This window comes from Corynebacterium belfantii (assembly GCF_041898185.1).
In the GTDB taxonomy this organism is placed as follows: Bacteria; Actinomycetota; Actinomycetes; order Mycobacteriales; family Mycobacteriaceae; genus Corynebacterium; species Corynebacterium belfantii.
In genome coordinates, this window is the sequence record NZ_CP157823.1 from 1,031,039 (window position 1) to 1,053,458 (window position 22,420).

Genomic DNA, 22,420 nt, shown 5'->3' on the forward strand with positions numbered 1-22,420 from the left:
CACATTAATGTACTTCATTCACAGTAGAGGCTTGGGGTTGTGGCTTTCAAGTGTTTGTGCGTTTGGAGTGCATCTCTATGGGGGATATCGGCCACAACCGCGGTAGCGTTACCAATTCTTAATAAATGCATTTCTCTAGGAGGAGAGGTGCGAAATGGACTCTGGTGGAGTAATGTATCAACGCTGTACTAAGCGCTCATTTCGACGTGCCTCCCCACGATGGCGGTTGCCAAGCGTTCGTCGAAAAGCAGCCACTGAGGCATGAGAGTGCATATTTAATTTTTCAGGAGATTTCTTTGACACGTCCAGAGTTTCGTAACGTCGCTATCGTCGCGCACGTTGACCATGGAAAGACCACGCTAGTCGACGCTATGCTGCGCCAGTCCGGAGCCTTCGATGAGCATGCTGAGCTTGTTGACCGCGTGATGGACTCTGGTGACCTTGAAAAAGAAAAGGGCATCACCATCCTCGCAAAGAACACCGCTGTGCGTCGCCGCGGTGCCGGCAAAGATGGCAATGACGTTGTTATTAACGTTATTGACACCCCAGGCCACGCTGATTTCGGTGGCGAGGTAGAACGCGCGCTGTCCATGGTGGACGGCGTTGTTTTGCTTGTTGACGCCTCCGAAGGCCCACTGCCACAGACCCGCTTCGTGCTGGGCAAGGCTTTGGCCGCGAAGATGCCAGTCGTAATTTTGGTGAACAAGACCGACCGTCCAGATGCTCGTATCGACGAGGTTGTCGAAGAGTCTCAGGATCTCCTCCTAGAGCTGGCATCGGCACTCGATGATCCAGAGGCTGCCGAAGCTGCAGAGCAGCTGCTCGACCTGCCAGTTCTTTACGCTTCTGGCCGTGAGGGCAAGGCAAGCACCGTTAACCCTGGCAACGGAAACGTTCCAGACGCTGAGGATCTGCAGGCATTGTTCGACGTGATCTACGAGGTCATGCCAGAGCCAACCGTGAACGTCGATGGCCCACTGCAGGCACACGTGACCAACTTGGACTCCTCTTCCTTTTTGGGTCGTATTGGCCTGATCCGTGTGCACTCCGGTTCTTTGAAGAAGGGCCAGCAGGTTGCATGGATCCACTATGACGAAGAGGGCAACCAGCACACCAAGACCGCTAAGATCGCAGAATTGCTGCGCACCGTTGGTGTGACCCGTGTTCCTGCAGACGAGGTTGTTGCAGGCGATATTGCTGCTATCTCCGGTATCGACTCCATCATGATCGGTGACACCCTCGCTGATCTTGAGTACCCAGTCGCTCTGCCTCGTATCACCGTCGACGAGCCAGCGATCTCCATGACCATTGGTGTGAACACCTCGCCACTTGCTGGCCGTGGTGGCGGCGACAAGCTCACCGCACGTGTGGTCAAGGCACGTCTTGAGCAGGAACTCATCGGTAATGTTTCTCTGCGTGTTTTGCCTACCGAGCGTCCAGACGCTTGGGAGGTTCAGGGCCGTGGCGAAATGGCTCTGTCCGTCCTCGTTGAGACCATGCGTCGTGAAGGTTTCGAGCTGACCGTGGGCAAGCCACAGGTTGTTACCCAGACTGTCGATGGCAAGCTTTTCGAGCCATACGAGCACATGGTGATCGACATTCCTTCCGAGTACCAAGGCAACGTCACTCAGCTCATGGCTGCTAGGAAGGGACAGATGTTGTCCATGGACAACATCTCCGATGAGTGGGTCCGTATGGAGTACAAGGTTCCAGCTCGTGGCCTGATCTCTTTCCGCACCATGTTCATGACCGAAACCCGTGGTACCGGTATTGCAAACTCCTACTCCGAGGGCCTTGACGAGTGGGCTGGCGAAATCAAGGGCCGCGCTACCGGTTCGCTCGTGGCAGACCGCTCCGGTCAGATCACTGCCTACGCACTTCAGCAGCTTGCCGACCGCGGTAACTTCTTCGTCGAGCCAGGCACCGAAGCCTACGAAGGCATGGTTGTTGGTGCCAACAACCGTGACGAAGACATGGATGTTAACATCACTCGTGAAAAGAAGCTGACCAACATGCGTTCCGCAACCGCAGACGCAACCGTTACCTTGGCAAAAGCTCGTAGCCTCTCCTTGGATGAAGCGATGGAGTTCTGTGGCCAAGACGAGTGCGTTGAGGTCACCCCAGACGTACTGCGCGTACGCAAGGTCATCCTAAATGCAACCGAGCGTGGCCGCGCGCGTGCACGCGAAAAGGCTCGTAACAAGTAAGATAGGTTCCATGTCAAATAAGCACCGTATCCTCGTTCCACTACTGGCTACGGTGCTTGTGTCATGTTCAGCCAATCCTGGTCCTGCGCCCGTGGAGAAGGAACAACCTACTTCCACGACCACCACGCCTGCGAAAAAGGCGAAAAAGACCTCGGAGATCGCGGTGGGCATCGACCCCATCAACGGCGGCCTCAATCCACACATGCTTGCCGACGACTCCACCTTCGTCAGATCCCTTGCATCCTTAGTACTGCCGAGTTCTTATGTAGACGGTGAGCTCAATAGCGATTTGTTAGAAAGTGTGGACGACGTTCCCCCTCCTAGTGGATCGAAGGCTGTACAAACAATCCGCTACAAGATCCGCCCAGAGGCCCAATGGTCGGATGCCACGCCAATCACGGTGTCAGACTTTGAATACCTGTGGCATGCGATCGTCGAAACGCCCGGCGCGCTAGGTGCGCCGTACTATCGTGCGATTGAGCAAATCCGTTCAGCTGATGGCGGCCGTACCGTCGAAGTCGATTTGGCTCAGCCATTGCACGATTGGCGCGTACTTTTTAATAATCTGTTGCCCAGCCACGTGCTTCGCGGTGGGGACTCTGATTTTTCCACCGTGCTTGCCGACGGCATCCCTGCTTCCGCTGGTCGCTACTCTTTTGCAGGCGTTGATCGTCAGAGGGGGATTGTCACCTTGAATCGCAATGATCGGTTCTGGGGAGAAAAACCGGCTACCGTGGAAAATATTAAGTTCCGCGAGGTTACTGATATTGCCCAAGGTCGCGAGCTTTTACGTACTGGTCAGATCAAGTTCCTTGATATCACTCCTACTGAGGTGGCAAGGGAAGCATTTGAGCTCATGCCGAACACACAGGTTCGCACGACCACCACTTCGCTTAATCTTCAGCTAATTGCTAATACCCATTTGACTCTTGAGCAGCGTGCTGACCTTCAATCGCTTATCGACGTCCACACCGTTGCTCGCATTGCCATGGGGCGAAGCGCTGATCTCGGGGTTGGTGACCAGCCGTATGAGCCACACGCGGATCACTTGATGTCTCTAGGAAGGCCGGTGCGAATCGGAGTAGATCCCAGTGACCCAGAAGCCCAGATGGCTGCGCGAGTGCTCTCGGATGTTCTGGCTCGAAAATCGGTCAAAACCCAGCTGGTAGAAACCGACACCACCGACCTCATTGGTTCAAAATTAGCCGCCTCAGCTGTCGATGCGATCATCGCATGGAGTGCGGCAAACACCATGGAAAAACTACAGTGTGCTCCAACTCCGACCAACGTCAACATCGCATTGTGGTGCGACCCAGATACTGACCAACACATTAGCGACGTGCTCAGCGGTGCTATGACGCGTGAAGACTTCAATTCCTACGCCGCTGGCGTAGACCACCAGCAGCACCTTACTACCGTCATCGCACCCGACACCCGCCTCCTAGTCCTCGGCACACAACCCGAAGGAAAAGGAACGAAATTTACCAACTGGCCCATGGGGCTTACCTCCATCGGTCAATGGATCATCAACGAGGAATAATGCGAGATCTCATCGGAATTAAAGCAGTAGCAGTACACGCACACCCTGACGACGAAGCCATCTGGACCGGCGGCCTCCTCGCCAACCTAGCTGCCCGAGGCGCCGATGTCACCGTAGTCACGTGCACCCTCGGCGAAGAAGGCGAAGTCATTGGTGAACCCTACCAAGGGCTCACCAACAAAAACGCGGATCAGCTTGGCGGATTCCGTATCCACGAGCTGTACAAGTCCCTCTCCCTCCTAGGCGTGCGCGGCGAGTTTCTAGGAGGGGCGGGGTGCTGGCGGGACTCCGGCATGATCGGTGACCTCGCCAATGAACACCCGCGTGCTTTTATCAGCTCCGGCGACAAATCGATCGAGCAGCTCACCGAAATCTTCGAGCGCCTCCAACCTGACCTCGTGATCACCTATGGCCCAGACGGCGGCTACGGACACCCCGACCACATTCGTGCGCACAACATCACCCACGCCGTGGCCGAAAACATGGACATTCCACGAATCTTGTGGGCAGTGACTCCGCGCACGGAACTCGAGCAGGGGATGGCGGCAATCACCACCCTTCCTAGTGGCTGGCGCCGTGCACTTCCAGGCGAAGTCGCCTGCGTCGACCACGTTGACCTCACCATCACACTCGACGACCACGCCTTTGCCGCCAAAGCCGCAGCCATGCGCGCTCACGCCACCCAACTTTGGCTTGCCGACGCCACCACCTCCGACGTCAACCCCCATGCCGCCATCGCAGGGGTCGCCGACTCCAAAGCCGCACCCCTCGTCTTTGCTCTCAGCAACCTTATTGCCCAACCCCTCCTAGACATCGAATGCTATCAACTAGGAGGAGGAATGCCCCTGACCTCCAATGACCCCACCGAGGGTATCCGCTAACACACAGTTTTCTCTAGGAGGTAGGAATGGCCGATCAATCGTATGTTTATCAAGGATTCAGTAGGACAGAGGCTGCGTGGGGAATCTTCTGGATCACGCTTGGGGCTTTGACCTCCCTTCTCCTAGAGGTGGTGTACCTTGATACGCGTATCGACGGTTTTCCAGTGCCCTACACCATTGTGGTGGCATTTCTATTCAATAGAGTTTTGACTAAAACATCACTGCTGTGGTCGCGTACCCCCGCGATTGCCCTGATCCCAATTTTTGCTTGGATCGCGGGTTTTGTGGTTTTGACCATGACTCCTGGGATTACTGGGGATCAGATTGTGGGGCGGAATTTGCGCGCAATCCTCCTCCTAGGCGCTGGCGTTGCTGGGGGCAGTTGGCCTCTTTTGTCTAGGAGGTGACATAATGAATCGCATTACTCAATCACTCGAATTGGAGAATATCTAACCGATGACGTACACAATCGCACAGCCCTGCGTTGATGTCATGGACCGAGCTTGCGTTGAAGAATGCCCCGTGGATTGTATTTACGAGGGTAAGCGCTCACTCTATATCCACCCCGATGAGTGTGTGGACTGTGGCGCCTGTGAGCCTGCATGCCCTGTCGAGGCTATCTTCTATGAAGACGATGTCCCTGATGAATGGATCGATTACAACGATGCGAACGCCGCGTTTTTCGACTCTCTTGGTTCCCCTGGTGGTGCGGCGAAGCTTGGGCCGCAGGATTTCGACGCTGCTTTGGTGGCGTCGCTTCCACCGCAGGTTTAACCACTTCTCCTAGCTAGTTGTAAGGATCGATGATGACGCGCGTACCTCTTGGTGCTACTTTGCCTGATTTCCCGTGGGACTCGCTTGCCGACGCCAAAAAGACGGCAAGTTCCCACCCCGATGGGTTGATTAACCTCTCAGTCGGCAGCCCTGTCGACGAGGTGGCCCCTGGGATTCGGCTTGCGCTGGCAGAGGCTGCGGCCGCGCCAGGTTATCCGCAGACTATTGGCACCCCTGAGCTGCGCGCTGCTATTGTTGATTCTCTCCAGCGCCGCTATCACGCAACTTCTCTAGGAGGGGTGTTGCCGGTAGTTGGTACTAAAGAAGCGATTGCTTTGCTTCCCACCCTCCTAGGGATTCGTGGTACTGTCGTCATCCCTGAGGTGGCGTACCCGACTTATGAGGTGGGTGCTTTGATGGCGGGTGCGACACCGTTGCGTTGCGACGCCCCCCATGAACTTTCCAACGATGACATCGATTTGGTTTTTATCAATTCCCCGTCGAACCCAACGGGCCGTGTGGCTTCTGTTGAGGAGCTGCGTTCCATTGTCGCTTGGGCTCAGGCTAACGACGTGATCGTCGCCTTCGACGAGTGTTATCTCGGTTTGACTTGGGATGGGGAAGCGGTGTCGATTTTGGACCCGCGTGTCAACGACGGCAACCTGTCCAACCTCCTAGCGATTCATTCGTTGTCCAAGTCGTCGAATTTGGCGTCGTATCGCGCCGGTTTTTTGGCCGGCGATGAGACGCTCATTGCCGAGCTCACCGAAATCCGCAAGCACTCAGGTTTAATGGTCCCAGGCCCCATCCAGGCCGCCATGGTGGAAGCCTTGCGGGACGACGACCAGGAAGCACTCCAAAAGCTTCGCTACGCCCGTCGCCGTGCGCACCTCATGCGTGCGCTTATCGACGCCGGCTTTACCGTCGAACACTCCGAAGCCGGTCTGTACCTGTGGGCCACCCGCGGCGAAAACTGCCGTGCCACCGTCGACTGGTTTGCCTCTCATGGCATCTTGGTCGCCCCCGGCGACTTCTACGGCCCCAGCGCCCACAACTTCGTGCGCGTCGCCCTGACCACCACCGATGACAATGCCGAAAAAGTGGCGGCCCGCCTCCAAGAGGGGAATTAGTTACCAGAAGGTCGTCCTCCATGATATCGTCCCCGAAGGCGAGTACGTGGCGGCGTCGGCAGGCGAAAGTCTCTTTAGCGCAGGAACCCCGCTTGCCCCTGGCACCCTCCTAGAGAAACCCATCCCCGCATGGTTCTGGCCAGGAGTTCCGGAAGAACCGCCAATCCCGTTCGACTACACGGTGATTGCGCGCACCCCTGACCTCCTAGTGGTGGATAAGCCGTGTTTTCTGCCGGCAACGTCGAATGGGGCGAATCGTGGCAGAGACGGTGTGAACGCGCGCCCGAATTCGCGAAAGCAACCCGCACATCGTGCCGCTACATCGTCTCGACCGCCTCACTACCGGCATTCTTTTATGCTCAACTAATCCCGAAATACGGGCGACTTACCAGCAGCTTTTCCAACATAGGGCGATCACCAAACGCTATATTACTCATGTCGTGGGCCCGATTCCGTTCGGTCCATAGTGGGCCGAAATCGCACTAGGAATGCGCAAAATGGGGCCGCAGGTCGTCGTCGATCCCACAGGCACTCCTACTCGCACGATGGTGCGTCGACTAGGAGAGGGGGTTGTTGAGCTCCAGCCAGCCACAGGCCATACTCACCAGCTTCGCGTCCTCCTAGTGTGGGTAGGTTGTCCGATCATGGGCGACGACACATATCCCGTCGATCAGCGGCGCAGTATTTACGATTTTCCGAGAAATTAGAGTTGTACGCCACGTTTTGGAGTTCGTTGATCCCGTGTCCAGTGTGACTAGGAGATTCGCTAGAGGCTAAAATCAAAAAGTTCGCTGTCTCTAGGAGGAAAGACATGACCAACCGAGCAACTGATTCAGTGCTGGGCAATCTTCGTCAGTTCATTATGTTTGGACTGGTTGGTGGCTCGGGCACGATCGTGAACCTCCTAGTCGCGGTGTTGTCGAAGAAGGTTGCGTGGTGGACTGTTGGCATTAGCGAGCATGAGCCGTTTTTTAATCTTTTTGGTACGGCGTTTCATATCCGCTGGTATCACGTTTTTATGACGATTGCTTTTGTGGTCGCCAACACGTGGAATTATCAGCTCAATCGCATGTGGACGTTTAAACAAGCTGCAACGTTGTCGTGGTGGCGAGGGTTTTTTCTGTTTTTTATTACTGGTCTTGGCGCGTTTGTCGTTAGTCAGATTACGCTCACGTTGCTCATGAATGTTGAATCGCCTCTGTCTCTTCCTACAGAAATTTTCGACGATTCTTCTGGGCTGCGCACCAAATTCTACTGGGCGAACGCGATTTCAATTCTGGTTGCGATGCCGGTCAATTTTGTGATCAACAAGCTGTGGACCTTCCGTAACCCCAAGGTCCAAGTAGTCGCTGCCGCCGATCCTCACTAGGAGGAGTTAGACGGTCACTCCGAAGTGATCGCATGCCCACACTCGCGCAGAATAGGCCGCGAAGGGCACTCTGGTGCGTCTAGGAGGAAGGCTGGGGTCTGCTGGCTGAAATCCTGCGCATCCGCTATGCGACATGCGTCGAAAGTAGCCGTTTTTGTGCCGTTCTGGGTCGTCATCGTTGCGGCGATTATGCGTAGCGCAGGCGGCAACCAAATTGTTCACGTTGGTTTCGCCGCCACGCTCCCAGGCTGTGCAGTGGTGAATGTGACTGTTATTGGCTAGCCGATGACAATCCGGATGACTGCAGGTGAGCTGGTCCGCTGTGATCATGAGCCGCTGTTTATCGTTGGCGTAACGCTTTGTGCGATACAGGTCGACCGGCTCAGGGACGCCCTCATCATTAAGCGCATACAGCATGGCATAGCCGTATTCCTCTAGGAGGTGTTCGGCAAGTTTGTACGCGGGTATCAAGCTGCCGTCTGTGGTTGCGAGCATCCCGTTACCGCGGTGCGTGTAGCCGTCGGCGGGTAGGAGGATGAGCCCTTCGCGACGTTTCCTCCCTCCTAGTGCGGGGCTGCCCAGGATGAACATGGCAAAGATTTCCGCCATGGCTTGTGTGTAGGAGAGGGAGGGGGTTTCCTTGGTGAGCCAGCGGGCGCCGGCGTGGAGTTTTTCGGCGACGGCGCTGGCGGTGGCGTCGTCAAGCGATGCGTGTATGTGGCGTTGCCCTGCTGCGTCGGTGGATTTTGAGATGCGGACGGCGGGTTTGCGCGGGGTGGCTCCGCATGCGTCGTTGAGGGCGACGACGCGAGTGTTGGCGTGTGCTTTTGCCTCGGCAGGCGTCATGCCGCGGGCTTCGCGATAAAGCCTGAGGCGGAGATCATCCTTGGTCATGCTGGCTTTCTTGTTGAGCCTACCGAGAGCGGGATTGATGGCTTTGAGAACCTCAATCCCAAGTCCTAGCTCCTTAGCCACCGAAATGCATTCGTCTCGATTAGGAGAGGGGCGGGGATCAAACAACTCCTTGGCGAGCTTCATCACCGAGCCCACCCACGCCCGATCGAGCGCATAGTCGCGTGTCAGGTCGTCTTGTGTTTTGCCTTGAAGGATCAGTTGATGGAAGAACTGGAGGATGGCGATTCCGTTTCCGGAGAGAAACTGGAGTACTGCGTGCGTGTTCATATTTCGCACGGTAATGACGATGGCCCACCTCCTAGTGGTGGAGACGGGCCTGGGCGTCGATTTCTGTGGATAACTCCTAGAGGCGTTCTCTAGGAGGGGGAGTTCTGTGGATAACTCGCCTCTCCTGGCAGGAGGGCCTTGTCAAAGGGCCGTTTTACTGCTATAAGGCTGATCGCGAAGAGGATGGCGACCATGGCGATGGCGGAGAGTAGTTCGATGCGTGCGCCGGCGTCGCTAAGCATGAGGATGGCGAGTCCGAAGAGGATGGTGAGTGTGACGATGGTGAGTCCTGGGAAGGCCCACATGCGTACGGCTAGGTTGCCTTGGAGTGCTTCGAGGCGTCGTCGGAGTTTGAGTTGGGAGACGGCGATGAAGGTCCAGACGGTGAGGAGGGAGGCGCCGGCGGCGTTGAGTAGGAAGGTGAGGAGCCAGCCGGTGTCGACGTAGTTGAGGATCACCATGATGACGCTCAGTACGACGGAGAGCACGATGGCAGGCAGTGGGACTCCGCGGTTGTCGACGCGTGCGAAGATGTTTGGTGCTTGTCGACGTTCCGCGAGGGACATCATCATGCGTGAGCTGGCGTAGATCTGGGCGTTGAATGCGGAGAGCAGTGCGAGCACAATGACGACTTCGATGACGCCTACTACTCCTGGGATGCTTGCCATGGCAAGCACTTGGGAGAAGGGGCTTTCGGCTGCGCTTTTCGCCTTTCCTAGAGACGAGTAAGGCAAGAGCAATACGATGATGGCTACTGAGCCGAGGTAGAAGATGCTGATACGCGTGATGGTGGTGCGCACGGCGTTGACGAGCGATTTTTGTGGATCTTCGGATTCTGCCGAGGCGATGGCGACGACTTCGATGCCGCCGAAGCCGAAGGCGACGGCTAGGAGGGCGGCTGCGATTCCTCCTAGTCCGGTGGGCGCGAATCCTTCGGCGCGAACATTGCTGAGCCCAACGAAGTCGTGATTTGGTAGGAGGCCGAGCACTAGGAGGGAGCCGATGATCAAGAAGATGACGAGCACTGCCACTTTGATGAAGGAGAACCAGAATTCGAATTCGCCGAAGGCGCGGACGCGCATGAGGTTGACGAGTCCGAAGAATGCGACGAAGACGAGCGCTGGTATCCATGGTGAGACGTCGAGCCATGAGGCGACGAATCCGGAGGCTCCGGTGATTTCTGCGCCGAGGACTGCGACGGTGGCGAGCCAGTAGACCCAGCCTTGGATGAATCCGGCCCAGTGGCCGATGCCTGCGTTGGCGTATTCGGAGAAGGAGCCGGAGGCGGGGACGACGGAGCCCATTTCGCCGAGCATGCGCATGATCATGACGGCGATGAATCCGGCGATGATGTAGGCGATGAGTACGGCGGGTCCTGCTGCTTTGATTCCTACGCCGGTGCCGAGGAAGAGGCCGGCGCCGATGGTGGAGCCGAGTCCCATCATGGTCAGATGGCGGACTTTGAGCCCTTTTGTGAGGGTTGGGGCGGTATGTTCGGTCATGTGTTTTTCTGCGGTAAAAAAGGGAGCCGCTCTCTAGGAGGCGCTCCCTTGGTGGTGTGCGGTTAGTTTGCGTGGAGCGCGTCGTTGAGTTCGACTGCTTGGGATTTCCACGCGGTTGCTTCGATGGCACCGCTGATGGAGTTGCGTCGGAAGAGGATGTTGTTGGCTCCGGCGAGTTCGAGGGCTTTGGTGGTGTCGCCGTCGTTGAGGCCGGTGGCTTCTGCTACGGCGCCGCGGACGATGATTTTGGAGCCTGCGGTGACGTAGAGGCCGGCTTCGATGACGCAGTCGTCGCCGAGTGGGATGCCACATCCGGAGTTTGCGCCTAGGAGGCAGCGCTTTCCTAGTGAGATGACTTGTTTTCCGCCGCCGGAGAGTGTGCCCATGATGGAGGCTCCGCCGCCTACGTCGGATCCGTCGTCGACGACGACGCCTGCGGAGATTCGGCCTTCGACCATGGAGTTGCCGAGGGTGCCTGCGTTGAAGTTGACGAATCCTTCGTGCATGACGGTGGTGCCTTCGGCGAGGTGTGCGCCGAGGCGGACGCGGTCTGCGTCGCCGATGCGCACGCCGCTGGGGAGGACGTAGTCGACCATGCGTGGGAATTTGTCAACGAGGTAGACGGTGACAGGGCCGCGTGCTTGGAGTTTGGCGCGGGTGATGTCGAAGTTTTTTACTTCGCAGGGGCCGTGGTTGGTCCATACGACGTTGGTGAGCAGTCCGAAGATTCCGTCGAGGTTTTGGCCGTGTGGCTTGACTAGGCGGTGCGAGAGAAGGTGAAGACGCAGGTAGGCGTCGTAGGCATCGATGGGGGCTGCATCGAGGTCAGCGATCGTTGTGGTGATCGCTTGTCGACGCACCCCACGATCTGCGTCTTCGCTGACTAGGAGGCGGAGGTACTCAGGGATGTCGTCACCGTCTAATACTGTGGTGCCGGTGGTGTCGACGGTGGTGAGCTCTGGCGCTGGGAACCAGGCGTCGAGCACGGTGCCGTCGGCGGTGATGGTGGCAAGTCCTGTTGCTAGTGCTGAAGTCATGGGTGGAAGTCTACTTACTCTTTTTCTTGGTGAAGAATGACACGACTATGAGTAGGAGGAATACGGCCGTAACGGAGGTGATCTGGCTGCGGGAGGCGTCGTCAGTTAGCATGAGGACGGTCAGTCCGAGGAATCCTGCGATGGTGACCCAGCCGAGCCATGGGAAGCCCCACATACGCACGGTGGTGATTTCTCCGTTGCGGACGAGTTCTGGGTGCAGTTTGAGGTATGCAAAGGCGATGATGACCCAGATGACGATCAGGCATCCGCCTACAGCGTTGAGGAGGAAGTTTAGTAGTCCGGCGGGGTTCCAGTACTGCAGTCCTACTGATACGAATGCGAAGAACATGCTGAGGAGTACGGCTGGCATGGGAACGCCGGAGGGGTTGGTGGCTGCGAAGATCTTGGGGGCGTCGCCACGTTCTGCGAAGGAGTGGACGATGCGTGAGGTGGCGTAGATCTGGGCGTTGAATGCGGAGAGCAGCGCGAGGACGATCACGGCTTCCATGAATCCGACCACACCAGGAATGTTGGCCATTCCGAGAATGATGGTGAAGGGGGATTCTGCTGCGCTCTTGGCGCCTCCGATGCTGGAGAACGGGATGAGGAAGCAGATCACAAGGACAGAGCCCAGGTAGAAAAAGGAGATACGCCAGATCACGGAGCGCACCGCTGTGGCGATGGCAGTCTTGGGATCTTCGGATTCCGCTGCGGCGATGGTGACGATCTCGATACCACCGAAAGCGAAGGCGACGGCTAGGAGGCCGGTGGCTACACCTGAGATGCCATTAGGCATAAATCCGTCGCCGAGGAAGTTTTGGGTTCCTACGAAGTCATGGTTGGGTAGTAGCCCGAAGATGAGCATTACGCCGATGACGAGGAAGAAAATAATGACGGCAACCTTGATAAAAGCAAACCAGAATTCGAATTCGCCAAAGCCGCTGACACGTGCGAGGTTGACGACTGCGAAGAAGATAACGCAGATGAGAGCTGGGATCCATGGTGCGATGCCGAACCATTGACCCATGATGGCTGCGGCGCCGGTCATTTCGGCACCGAGGACCATCGTGAGCATGAACCAGTAAAGCCAGCCGAGGCTGAAGCCGGCCCAGTGGCCTAATGCCTGCTCGGCGTAGACGGAGAAGGATCCGGAGGCTGGGCGGGCTGCCGCGAGCTCTCCGAGCATTTGCATCACGAATACGACGAAGATACCTGCGAGGACGTAGGCGATGAGAACGGCGGGTCCTGCGGCTGCAATTCCAACGCCGGTTCCGAGGAAGAGGCCGGCTCCGATGGCGGAGCCGAGTCCCATCATTGTTAGGTGCCGAGTTTTTAGGCCTGTGCCGAGCTCGGTCTCAGTGGTTGCTTGTGTCATAGATCTGAGAATAAACTCCCAAAGCCCATTGCATATAATCTACGGCAAGTTAATTTTATGCGGGGGTGTCTATGCGGGGCGAACGACGGGTTCCGGACGGCCACTTTCGGCATGAATTTGCCAGTCTGATTGACCGTCAAGAATCGCAGCGGCGGCGGTGACGTCGCGGTCTGCAAAGTACACCATCGTCTCCTTGTCGATCACCACATTGTTGCCCACTCGGACGTTGTCGCCAAGGTTGATTCCCATGACAGCAGAACCCAATCCGAACACGCAATTAGCGCCAACGCGTAGCTGAGCATGGGGCTTATTAGGAACAATCGAGGCCGAAATGCCGAGATCGACGTTGTCACCTACCACTGTTCCGGAATACAAACGGCCTTCAATTCGACAAGCGCCAAGGGTTCCGGCATTGAAAGAAACATATCCTTCTCGCAAAACCTTGGTGCCTTCTGCAAGATAGGCGCCCAAGCGAACGCGTTCCGCTTCGGTGATTTCTACCCCTGTGGGAACCACATAATCGACCATGCGGGGTAAACGATCAATGCCATAGACGTGAATAAGGCCACGGTTGCGCAGTGACATTCTGATGTTTTCAAAATTTTCCGGCAAACAAGGACCCTTGTTCGTCCACACCACTCGAGAAAGAATGCTCATCGCATTATCCATATTGATCTCGAGAGGTCGCACCAAACGATGCGACAACAGATGCAGACGCAGGAACACATCGTGGGCGTCGATAGGCGGGGTATCTAGATCGCCAATGTGGGTTCGCACGGCAACTTGCTCCACCAAACGGTCTTCGTCGAGACGCACAAGGCTCAAAAGCTTAGGTGGCAGATCCTGAGCTCCAAGCCTTTCCGTGTAGGAGGAGAAACCGCTGGCAGGGACTAATTCTGGGGTTGGGTACCAGGTATCAAGGACTTCGCCGTTCATGGCGATGTTGGCGATACCGATGGCAGTGGCACCGAATTGACTCATAATTAAATACCTTAACGGAGCAGGCATGATGTGAAGAAGTTAACGCTTCCCCTCCTAGAGGCGCGGTATTGTCGATGCCATGCTCGATTTGACTACGAATCCCATTGACCTCACCCGCGCACTTGTTGATATAGAAAGTCCTTCCCATTACGAAAAGAACATAGCCGACGCCATCGAGCAGGCTCTTCATGCCATCGACAATGTTGAAGTGCTACGCCACGGCAATACTCTTGTTGCTCGTACCCACCGAGGACTAGGAGAAAGAGTAATCCTCGCCGGCCACATCGACACCGTCCCAATAGCCGACAACGTTCCTAGCCACATGGAAGGCGACGTAATGTTCGGCTGCGGCACCGTCGATATGAAATCGGGCATGGCTGTCTATCTTCATGCCTTCGCCACCTTGGCTAACCACCCGGCACTGGCGAAGGACTTGACCGTCGTCTGTTATGAGGGCGAGGAAGTCGCTAGTGAATACAACGGGCTAGGGCATGTGCAGGCAGCTCACCCCGACTGGTTGAGTGGCGATCTCGCCCTCCTAGGCGAGCCCTCTGGTGCTGTGATCGAAGCTGGATGCCAGGGAACGATTCGTTTGCGCGTTACCGGACATGGCGTTCGCGCACACTCGGCACGGTCGTGGCTAGGAGACAACGCCATGCACAAATTAGCGCCAGTTATTACGAATATCACACAATACGACGCCCAAGAAGTGCTTGTCGACGGCTGCCTCTACCACGAGGGCCTCAACATCGTGCATTGCGAATCTGGGGTTGCCACGAACACTATTCCCGATGAGGCTTGGATGTTTGTTAACTTCCGTTTCGCACCTAATAGGAGTGTTGACGAAGCCCTAGCCCACATGCTGGAAGTGTTGGATCTACCTGAGGGGGTGACCTATGACATCGATGATGCTGTTCCAGGGGCTCGTCCGGGCTTGGATCGTCCGGCAGCTGCCGCCCTCCTAGAGGCGACAGGCGGAAAATTCCGCGCAAAGTACGGTTGGACGGATGTGTCGAGGTTTTCTGAGACTGGTGTTCCAGCGGTGAACTTTGGTCCTGGGGATCCGGCATATTGCCATAAAAAAGATGAACAGTGCCCAGTCAGCATGATTACCGAAGTCTCTCGCACGCTGGTGCACTATCTCACGAGTACGAGTTCCCAGATGATAGGAGTCTGATCGCTTTATGACTAATCAACCGCAACGCAATGAACGTCATCTGTGTGGCCCAGTGTTAGTGCGAGGCAAAAAGAATCAATCGCCAAGTACCTACGATCAACGCCTCCTAGAGCTTCCTGCTGATCATGATTGGTTGCACGCCGATCCGTGGCGGGTACTGCGAATCCAAAGTGAATTCGTCGCAGGTTTCGATGCCTTATCGCAACTATCTCCGGCTGTTACCGTGTTCGGCTCGGCCCGCGTTGCATCCGATCACCCGTACTACGAACAAGGCGTTTGTCTAGGAGAGGGGTTGGTGCGTGCTGGCTACGCTGTGATCACCGGTGGCGGCCCTGGTCTTATGGAGGCCGCAAACAAGGGCGCTTTTGATGCCGATGGCTATTCGGTGGGGTTGGGCATTGAGCTTCCTCACGAGCAAGGCATTAACGACTACGTTGATCTGGGCTTGCATTTCAGGTACTTCTTTGCACGCAAGACGATGTTTTTGAAGTATTCGCAGGCGTTTGTATGCCTTCCGGGCGGTATGGGCACTCTGGATGAGCTTTTCGAGGTTTTGTGCATGGTTCAGACCGGCAAAGTGACCAATTTTCCTATCGTTTTGTTGGGCTCCAGTTTCTGGGGTGGGCTTGTCGACTGGGTCAAGCAGCGCCTTGTAGGAGAAGGCATGATTTCCGAGGAAGATTTGTCCTTGTTCTTAGTCACTGATTCGGTCGACGAGGCGGTGGAATTCATTCGCCAAGCGCACCGCAGAATGATGAACATTGATGACTAGGAGTGCGTTTCAACACGATCCCGAGTGTGCAACGGTCATGGCGATCGTTAATCGCACCCCAGATTCCTTTTACGACCACGGTGCGACCCATGAGTTAACAGATGCAATCACACGCGCCAGTGCTGTGATTGCGCAGGGGGCGGAGATCGTCGATATTGGTGGGGTCAAGGCAGGTCCTGGCCCTTATGTCTCTATTAGTGAGGAGATTGAACGGGTCGTACCAGTTATCGACGCAGTTCACCGTGCGCACCCCGAGATCACCATTTCGGTAGATACGTGGCGTGCCGAGGTCGCTGATATGGCGATCCGCGCCGGGGCGTCATTAGTAAACGACACGTGGGCCGGCCATGATCCGGAGCTTGCCGAGGTAGCGGGTCATTATCGCGTGGGATACGTGTGTTCTCATACGGGAGGCGTTGAGCCACGCACCCGCCCGCACCGCGTGCTTTTCGACGACATTGTTGCCTCTGTTATTGAGGAAACAACAGCTCAAGCTGAGCGGGCGGTTTGCCTTGGTGTTCCTGAGGACCGCATTCTTATCGACCCTACCCATGATTTTGGCAAGAACACCTTTCATGGATTGGAGCTGCTGCGGCGTATCGATGAGATTGTGGCAACCGGTTGGCCAGTACTGATGGCATTGTCTAACAAAGATTTTGTAGGAGAGACGCTGGCTCGCCCCGTCGACCAGCGCGTAGCCGGAACCCTTGCATCTACAGCGTGGGCAGCGGCTCATGGAGTTGCGGCGTTTCGTTCGCACCAAGTCGCAGAAACCGTCGACGTGATCCGCATGACCGCCGCAATCCAAGGACGCGTGCCACCTCTGACTACCACACGGGGGCTTGCATGAAGGTCTCTGTAGTAATTCCGGCTCTCAACGAGGAAGCAACCGTGGCCAATGTGGTCGCATTGTCTAGGAGGGGGAGTGACGAGGTCATCGTCATCGACTCCGACTCCACAGATGCCACCGCAGCCCGTGCAAAAGCGGCCGGAGCGAGCGTCGTTAATTGGCGCGACGTTGTGTCTTTACCTCCGATCCCTGGTAAGGGCGAAGCCCTATGGCGTGGCGTTGCTGCCGCGCGTGGCGATGTTGTTGTCTTCCTAGACGCTGATCTCACAGAAATTTCGCCCACTATCGTCGAGGACCTCGCTCGTCCGTTTATCGACGATTCCGTCATGCTCGTGAAAGCCGCCTACACCCGTGGCGATGCGTCTGGCGGCGGCGGGCGCGTGACCGAGTTGACCGCCCGCCCCCTCCTAGAGGCGTTCTTCCCTGAGCTGGGGTTTGTGCGTCAGCCTCTAGGAGGGGAGTATGCCATTCGGCGCAGCGCAGCTCTTGATTTACCGTTTGTTGGCGGATATGGCGTTGAGGTTGGTTTGCTTATCGACGTCTTCCGCTGCTTCGGTGCAGCGTCGATTGTGGAGGTTGAGGCTGGGCATCGTGGTCATCGTCACCGTCCGTTGCGTGAGCTTGCTCCTATGGCGCGCGTGGTGGCGTCGACAATTTTGCAGCGTGCTGGTGTGGCTTCGGGGCTGGATGAGGTTGGGCAGCGCCTTGCGATATCCTCCTTGGAAAGCGGCGTAGGAAAGGTGTGAGTTGATGCTGTGGTGGATTGTTCTCCTCCTAGTCATGATGGTGGCTGTGGTGGTGTTGACCTTTGGGTTTGGTTCGGTGTTTGGTCGTGGCGATGGTGTGGTTTTGCCGGAGGTCAATCAGTTAATGGTGTCTAATGAGCGTGCTGTTCGTCGGGGCAGGGTGGATGATGTCCGCTTTGATTCGGCGCTGTGGGGGTATAACCAGCAGCAGGTAGATCAGGTGATTGCGGCCTTGGAGTCTGAGATTGACCAGCTCAAGGGACAGACACGGGGTTTCAAATGAGGGTAGACTGAAATTCAGTCTCGTATCTTTGTGATATGTGGCGGCTTTTATTATTTGAATAAGCATGTAAGGAATCGGTGATCTGCATGGCAGCCATGAAACCCCGCACGGGAAACGGTCCAATGGAGGCGGTTTTTGAGAGTCGTAAGATTGTGATGCGTATTCCCACCGATGGTGGTGGCCGCTTGGTCATCGAGATGAATAAAGAAGAGGCAGCAGAGCTGGGTGCTTTGCTGACAGAAGTTTCGCAGTAGTTTTGCACTATAAGGAGTAGCCCTAGGTGCTGTCGCATGTTGTAGATGTTCTTGCGGATCCCATTGATGGTTCTGCGTTGACGCTTGTCGACGATAACCGCCGTCTGGTGTCTGAATCCGGCCATAGTTTTGATATTGCACGTCAGGGGTATGTGACCCTCGCTGGCGGTGCAGGTATTCGATACGTTGGCGATGATTCTTCTATGATCCACGCCCGCGAGACGTTCCTTTCGGGCGGCCATTTCGCGCCATTCGTCGAGGCCGTGAGTAATTCCGTTCACCTTGCCTTGGATGAGGCTAATGTTCCGGATGATGCCTCTCCTGTGATTTGTGAGGTCGGTGCCGGCACTGGCTACTACTTGGCGCATGCACTGGATGACATTGAGAATTCTCGCGGCATTGGCATTGACGTCTCTGTGCCGGCGGCAAAGATGTTGAGCAAGTGCCATCCACGCGTGGGCGCTGTCGTAGCAGATGCATGGTCGCGTTTGCCGCTTCGAGACGCCTCCATCGATGCCATTACCGTGGTCTTTGCACCTCGTAACGCCTCCGAGTTCGCCCGCGTGCTCAAACCTGGTGGCCAAGTTATCGTATTGACAGCCGACGCAGGTCACCTCGAAGAACTGCGCGAGCCTCTGGGCATTATCGGCGTGGAAAAGGGCAAAGTCCAACGCATGATCGATCAAGCAGCAGGCAACCTTGTGCCTGTTTCTGATCCAGAACCCATTGAGTTCACCATGCACTTAGCCCAAGACTCTATCGCCTCCCAGATCGGTATGAGTCCCTCGGCTCGCCATATTCACCCCGATGTACTAGGAGAGAGGATTGCCACCCTTCCTAGTGTCATGGACGTGACCGCGCGTGCGATGATCACACGTTTTGCCAAGATCGATTAGTTCTTAACCATAAAAGATGGCGGCGGGAGTAAATCCCGCCGCCATCTTTTATGCTCGCTTAGCCGAGTGGCTTTGTCACGTCGCTGCGGAGGATGTCAGCGCCGTCGCTTGCCTGCGGTGTAAAGGCTTCGCAGTAGCCGTTGAAGTACACACGGCTAGCCATGGCGATTTGTCCTCCGTCGGCGAAGACTTCCACGGTGGAACCGTCAACGATGATCGTTACGGAGTCGGTGTCGTCTTCTGTCAATGGTGCAACGGCGATGTCATCGCCCTCGTGGTGAGGATTCATGGAGCGATCGAGCTCTAGGAGGTCGCCGTAGTGGGTAATCTTTGCGGCGATATTTCCGGCGGTGTCGACGAGCTCCACGGTTACTTTCTCTCCTAGAGGTACGTCTAGGAGGCCGGTCCACATGATTGCGTGGTCGGAGTCGCGGATGGCGTCGGGAAGCCCTGCGACGGGAGTGTGGTAGATCTTTCCGCCTTGGAGGGTCATGCGTCGTGGTAGTGAGAGACAGTTGGCCCATTGTTCTTCGCGGAAGCTGAGGTGGGTGGTGGCGTCGTCGAGACGTCCGATTCCGTTCATGAGTCCGAAGACGTGGGCGTGGCTGTAGCGGTGTTCGGGGGCCACGCTGCTGTTGAGGTGGGAGGTGTAGTTGGTGTTGCGTGGTCGGGTGAAGTCGTGTCCGTAGTCGATGCGGGTGAAGGAGGAGACGACGGTGAAGATGTTGTTGTGGAGTTTGCCAACGAGGTAGCCGGAGCGGTCAATGCCGCCGATTTCGATGGTGACGATGAGGATATCGTAGACGTTTTGGTCGATTTCGTCGCGGAGGCGAATGATTCGTGGTGCGACGAGGCGTTCGCCTTCGATGCCGGAGTTTCCTACGACTTTTAGTGGTCCGCGTAGCTCCCAATCGGTTTCGTTTTCGGAGTCGAGGATGACGAGGGTAGGTTCGTCCATGTCGCCGGTGACAGCGAGCATGATCCAACCGGAGTGGCCTTCATCGCGGTCATCGGCGGTGACCCAGTTGGGAACTACACAGGGGGAACGGAAGTTGGTGTAGCCGCCTTGGTCTGCGACTACTTGTCCGAACCTTACGACGTGGGGGTCGATGGTTGTCGCGTCATCGTTGACGTCATAGGTGGTGGCGTCTAGATCGGTGATTTCGGCCAGATGGATTGAGTCGCCTTCGTTTGTAATGCTGGTGAAATAAAGGCGGGTGGTGTTGCCATCAGAGGTGACAGATCCTGCGCGTAGTCGGATTTCGTTTCCTTGTGGGGCGATAACGTCATCACAGATTTCCCAGTTAAAGGGGTCGGTGGTGGCGTAGTTGTGGGCCCAGCGGGAGGGTGCTGTCGCTTTGGGGCGGAACTGATGGAAGAGGTGCCACGTGGTGCCGTCGAAAAGCGCACCTGCAGGGGCATCGAGGATTCCAATTTCTGGGGTGACATGGAGTTCTGGCCGATGTGTCATCGCGGTGGGTTAGCCTTTCACTTCGGTTGCGTGGATTTGTGCGTCGAGGTCGTCTGGCGCCAAGGATGCTTTGCTGAAGTCTTGGGTGAGCGGCAGGCGCAGCTGGAGGTCGGTTCCTGGGCAGACCTCGATGGTGCCTTCTGACATGGTGAAGTCGAGGACGTGGCCGCCGCTGGTGCGGTCGGTGTCGATGAAGTGGACGTGGCAGCCAGGTACGCCGATGCCTTTTTCGTAGATGGGGGCTCTAAAACCAGCTACAACACCGGAGACGTTGGTGAATTCGAGTTCGGCGTCGTCACCAGTCGCTTGTGTCATCGGGCGGTAAGGGCGTTCTTGTTTGGTCACAGTGCGGACGGTAACTGATGAGAACACCCCAGAGATGCGTACTGCATACATGTAGTTTTCGCTGGGTAGGAGGGAGGTGATGAAGTCACTGAGTTCGCTCCTGTGCATGCCTCGTGGCACACGAGCTTTAAGCCGTGGCACAAAGTTTGTGACGATGGCGAATGGGCTGCGTTGCGTAAGCGCTGCTTCACTGGCGGATCCGTCTCCACGAAGTTGGTAGCAGACTCCGTCGAGGATGACCATTTCCCCGTCGAGGGCATCAAATGTGCCTATGCCGAAGTTGCCGTGTCCCAGTAATTCGCCGATGGAAATCTCACCGTCATAGATGCCGTCTAGGAGGGCGGTCATGAGTGAGCTTTGGAAAATCGTATGGCGCTCAGCGAGCAGCGCGTTATGGTCATCCATGCCCGCCCACCATAGTCGTGTGGGCGGGATTTTGCAGAGGACCCTTATTTTCTATAGGAGGGAGGAGTACACATCGACGGTTTGTTGTGCGATGGAGCCCCACGAGAACTCGGATACTGCGCGGTTGCGTCCTGTTACACCGAAAGCTGCGGCTCGTTTTCGATCGGTGACCATGGCGTTGACGGCTTCTGCGAGGTCGTGTTCGAAGGTATCGGTGTCGTTGGGGTCGTAGTGGACGAGGCTTCCGGTGGTGCCGTCGACGACTACCTCGGGTATTCCGCCCACATCTGAGGCGACAACGGCGGTGGCGCATGCCATGGCCTCGAGATTGACGATTCCTAGTGGTTCGTAGATGGAGGGGCAGACGAAAGCGTCAGCGGCGGTGAGGATCTCTTGAATCTTGTCCTTGCTCAGCATTTCTTGTACCCAAACAACACCTTCGCGTTCTGCTTGTAGTTCTTCTACGAGGTGTTGGGTGCGTGCCGCAATTTCTGGGGTGTCGGGGGCTCCGGCACACAAGACGAGCTGAACTCCTGGGCTGAAGTGACGAGCGGCTTTGACTAAGTGTTCCACGCCTTTTTGATGTGTGATTCGGCCAACAAAAGCGACTATGGGCTGGTCTGGTTTGATCCCGTGGTCGCGGAGTACTGAGTGCTCGGCGTCGTCAAAAGTGGGACGCGGTTGCCAAAGCTGTGTGTCGATGCCGTTGAGTACGACGCGGATTTTATCGGCATCGATGCGCGGGTAAGCACGCAGAATAGCGTCTTTCATTCCGGCTGACACTGCGATCACAGCGTCGGCGTATTCCATGGCATTTTGTTCTGACCAGGAGGAGACATCGTAGCCACCGCCAAGTTGTTCCCGCTTCCATGGGCGATCGGGTTCGAGTGAGTGGGCTGTGACGATGTGGGGTACTTCGTGAAGAAGCCCCGCTAGATGCCCTCCTAGTCCCGTGTACCACGTGTGGGAGTGGACTACATCAGTGTGGGCTGCGGCGTGTGCCATGCGTAGTCCTGTGGACATGGTTTGTAGGGCGGCGTTGGCTGAGGTGAGTTCAGGGTCAACGCCATAGGTGTAGACGTTGTCTTCGTTTCGTGGAGCGCCCATGCAGTGGACGTCGACGTCGACAATGTCGCGCATGTGGCGGGTGAGTTCGGCGACGTGAACTCCTGCACCGCCGTAGATCTCAGGTGGGTATTCTTTGGTCATCATCGTAACTCTCATACTTCCGAGAGTAACGGGC

General features: G+C 56.5%; 25 protein-coding genes. 17 read left to right on the forward strand and 8 right to left on the reverse strand.

Features of this window, described 5'->3' with window-relative positions; genetic code table 11:
* Nucleotides 1-296: 296 nt before the first annotated feature.
* From typA to ABMV07_RS05400, 10 genes are all read left to right on the forward strand, one after another.
* Nucleotides 297-2,207 carry a translational GTPase TypA gene (gene typA, locus ABMV07_RS05355; RefSeq protein ID WP_088266705.1) on the forward strand — a complete coding sequence of 637 codons (1,911 nt, stop codon included), beginning with the start codon at nt 297-299 and terminating at the stop codon, nt 2,205-2,207.
* Between the two features lie 10 nt (nt 2,208-2,217).
* Nucleotides 2,218-3,747, forward strand: a complete 1,530-nt coding sequence (locus tag ABMV07_RS05360) for an ABC transporter family substrate-binding protein (RefSeq protein ID WP_197688535.1) — start codon at nt 2,218-2,220, stop codon at nt 3,745-3,747.
* Nucleotides 3,747-4,628 carry an N-acetyl-1-D-myo-inositol-2-amino-2-deoxy-alpha-D-glucopyranoside deacetylase gene (gene mshB, locus ABMV07_RS05365; protein ID WP_088266707.1) on the forward strand — a complete coding sequence of 294 codons (882 nt, stop codon included), beginning with the start codon at nt 3,747-3,749 and terminating at the stop codon, nt 4,626-4,628. Before ABMV07_RS05360 ends, mshB begins: the two co-directional genes overlap by 1 nt.
* Before the next feature lie 26 nt (nt 4,629-4,654).
* Nucleotides 4,655-5,035, forward strand: a complete 381-nt coding sequence (locus tag ABMV07_RS05370; protein ID WP_088266708.1) for a hypothetical protein — start codon at nt 4,655-4,657, stop codon at nt 5,033-5,035.
* Between the two features lie 49 nt (nt 5,036-5,084).
* Entirely contained in the window at nt 5,085-5,402 is a 318-nt protein-coding gene (gene fdxA, locus ABMV07_RS05375; protein ID WP_003850933.1) for a ferredoxin, read from the forward strand.
* A 32-nt stretch (nt 5,403-5,434) separates the two neighbouring features.
* Entirely contained in the window at nt 5,435-6,532 is a 1,098-nt protein-coding gene (dapC, locus tag ABMV07_RS05380; RefSeq protein ID WP_197689963.1) for a succinyldiaminopimelate transaminase, read from the forward strand.
* Nucleotides 6,492-6,899 carry a hypothetical protein gene (locus ABMV07_RS05385; RefSeq protein WP_197691781.1) on the forward strand — a complete coding sequence of 136 codons (408 nt, stop codon included), beginning with the start codon at nt 6,492-6,494 and terminating at the stop codon, nt 6,897-6,899. Before dapC ends, ABMV07_RS05385 begins: the two co-directional genes overlap by 41 nt.
* Nucleotides 6,844-6,999, forward strand: coding sequence for a pseudouridine synthase (locus tag ABMV07_RS05390; protein ID WP_281510567.1), 156 nt, complete (start codon nt 6,844-6,846; stop codon nt 6,997-6,999). The genes ABMV07_RS05385 and ABMV07_RS05390 overlap by 56 nt, the downstream gene beginning before the upstream one ends.
* A gap of 30 nt (nt 7,000-7,029) precedes the next feature.
* Nucleotides 7,030-7,239, forward strand: coding sequence for a hypothetical protein (locus tag ABMV07_RS05395; RefSeq protein ID WP_281510568.1), 210 nt, complete (start codon nt 7,030-7,032; stop codon nt 7,237-7,239).
* Nucleotides 7,240-7,343: 104 nt separating this feature from the next.
* On the forward strand, nt 7,344-7,901 hold the full coding sequence (locus tag ABMV07_RS05400; protein WP_088266711.1) for a GtrA family protein: 558 nt from the start codon (nt 7,344-7,346) through the stop codon (nt 7,899-7,901).
* A gap of 6 nt (nt 7,902-7,907) precedes the next feature.
* On the opposite strand, the gene ABMV07_RS05405 is transcribed toward ABMV07_RS05400, so the two are convergent.
* The 5 genes from ABMV07_RS05405 to ABMV07_RS05425 all read right to left on the reverse strand — a co-directional run bounded on the left by ABMV07_RS05405 (nt 7,908) and on the right by ABMV07_RS05425 (nt 13,978).
* Nucleotides 7,908-9,083, reverse strand: a complete 1,176-nt coding sequence (locus tag ABMV07_RS05405; RefSeq protein ID WP_088266712.1) for an HNH endonuclease signature motif containing protein — start codon at nt 9,081-9,083, stop codon at nt 7,908-7,910.
* 89 nt (nt 9,084-9,172) lie between these two features.
* Nucleotides 9,173-10,585: an amino acid permease gene (locus ABMV07_RS05410; RefSeq protein ID WP_197691780.1), complete on the reverse strand. Its 1,413-nt coding sequence runs from the start codon at nt 10,583-10,585 to the stop codon at nt 9,173-9,175.
* A 62-nt stretch (nt 10,586-10,647) separates the two neighbouring features.
* On the reverse strand, nt 10,648-11,622 hold the full coding sequence (gene dapD / locus ABMV07_RS05415) for a 2,3,4,5-tetrahydropyridine-2,6-dicarboxylate N-succinyltransferase (protein WP_088266714.1): 975 nt from the start codon (nt 11,620-11,622) through the stop codon (nt 10,648-10,650).
* Between the two features lie 10 nt (nt 11,623-11,632).
* Nucleotides 11,633-12,997: an amino acid permease gene (locus ABMV07_RS05420; protein ID WP_196977802.1), complete on the reverse strand. Its 1,365-nt coding sequence runs from the start codon at nt 12,995-12,997 to the stop codon at nt 11,633-11,635.
* Nucleotides 12,998-13,066: 69 nt separating this feature from the next.
* The gene (locus tag ABMV07_RS05425) at nt 13,067-13,978 is read right to left on the reverse strand and encodes a DapH/DapD/GlmU-related protein (protein WP_088266716.1); all 912 of its coding nucleotides are present in this window, start codon (nt 13,976-13,978) and stop codon (nt 13,067-13,069) included.
* Nucleotides 13,979-14,057: 79 nt separating this feature from the next.
* Here ABMV07_RS05425 and dapE point away from each other — a divergent pair, with 79 nt between their 5' ends.
* The 7 genes from dapE (at nt 14,058) to ABMV07_RS05460 (ending at nt 18,956) form a co-directional block, all read left to right on the forward strand.
* A complete protein-coding gene (dapE, locus tag ABMV07_RS05430) occupies nt 14,058-15,155 on the forward strand; it encodes a succinyl-diaminopimelate desuccinylase (RefSeq protein ID WP_088266717.1) in 1,098 nt (365 codons plus the stop codon).
* A 7-nt stretch (nt 15,156-15,162) separates the two neighbouring features.
* On the forward strand, nt 15,163-15,927 hold the full coding sequence (locus tag ABMV07_RS05435; protein ID WP_197691779.1) for a TIGR00730 family Rossman fold protein: 765 nt from the start codon (nt 15,163-15,165) through the stop codon (nt 15,925-15,927).
* Nucleotides 15,920-16,777, forward strand: a complete 858-nt coding sequence (gene folP, locus ABMV07_RS05440; protein WP_088266719.1) for a dihydropteroate synthase — start codon at nt 15,920-15,922, stop codon at nt 16,775-16,777. The genes ABMV07_RS05435 and folP overlap by 8 nt, the downstream gene beginning before the upstream one ends.
* Entirely contained in the window at nt 16,774-17,523 is a 750-nt protein-coding gene (locus ABMV07_RS05445) for a glucosyl-3-phosphoglycerate synthase (RefSeq protein ID WP_197691778.1), read from the forward strand. The genes folP and ABMV07_RS05445 overlap by 4 nt, the downstream gene beginning before the upstream one ends.
* Before the next feature lie 4 nt (nt 17,524-17,527).
* On the forward strand, nt 17,528-17,806 hold the full coding sequence (locus ABMV07_RS05450) for a hypothetical protein (RefSeq protein WP_088266721.1): 279 nt from the start codon (nt 17,528-17,530) through the stop codon (nt 17,804-17,806).
* 86 nt (nt 17,807-17,892) lie between these two features.
* Nucleotides 17,893-18,060: a DUF3117 domain-containing protein gene (locus ABMV07_RS05455; RefSeq protein ID WP_003850969.1), complete on the forward strand. Its 168-nt coding sequence runs from the start codon at nt 17,893-17,895 to the stop codon at nt 18,058-18,060.
* Nucleotides 18,061-18,086: 26 nt separating this feature from the next.
* Nucleotides 18,087-18,956 (forward strand): methyltransferase domain-containing protein, encoded by an 870-nt coding sequence (locus ABMV07_RS05460; protein ID WP_196977804.1) that lies wholly within the window; start codon nt 18,087-18,089, stop codon nt 18,954-18,956.
* A gap of 58 nt (nt 18,957-19,014) precedes the next feature.
* On the opposite strand, the gene ABMV07_RS05465 is transcribed toward ABMV07_RS05460, so the two are convergent.
* Genes ABMV07_RS05465 through glgA form a run of 3 tightly spaced genes read right to left on the reverse strand, consistent with a single transcriptional unit; the run spans nt 19,015 to nt 22,401 of the window.
* Nucleotides 19,015-20,427: a glycoside hydrolase family 32 protein gene (locus ABMV07_RS05465; RefSeq protein WP_374064960.1), complete on the reverse strand. Its 1,413-nt coding sequence runs from the start codon at nt 20,425-20,427 to the stop codon at nt 19,015-19,017.
* Nucleotides 20,428-20,436: 9 nt separating this feature from the next.
* Complete coding sequence (budA, locus tag ABMV07_RS05470) at nt 20,437-21,177, reverse strand: acetolactate decarboxylase (RefSeq protein WP_374064961.1); 741 nt, start codon at nt 21,175-21,177, stop codon at nt 20,437-20,439.
* A 51-nt stretch (nt 21,178-21,228) separates the two neighbouring features.
* Nucleotides 21,229-22,401, reverse strand: coding sequence for a glycogen synthase (gene glgA / locus ABMV07_RS05475; protein WP_197691951.1), 1,173 nt, complete (start codon nt 22,399-22,401; stop codon nt 21,229-21,231).
* Nucleotides 22,402-22,420 lie beyond the last annotated feature (19 nt).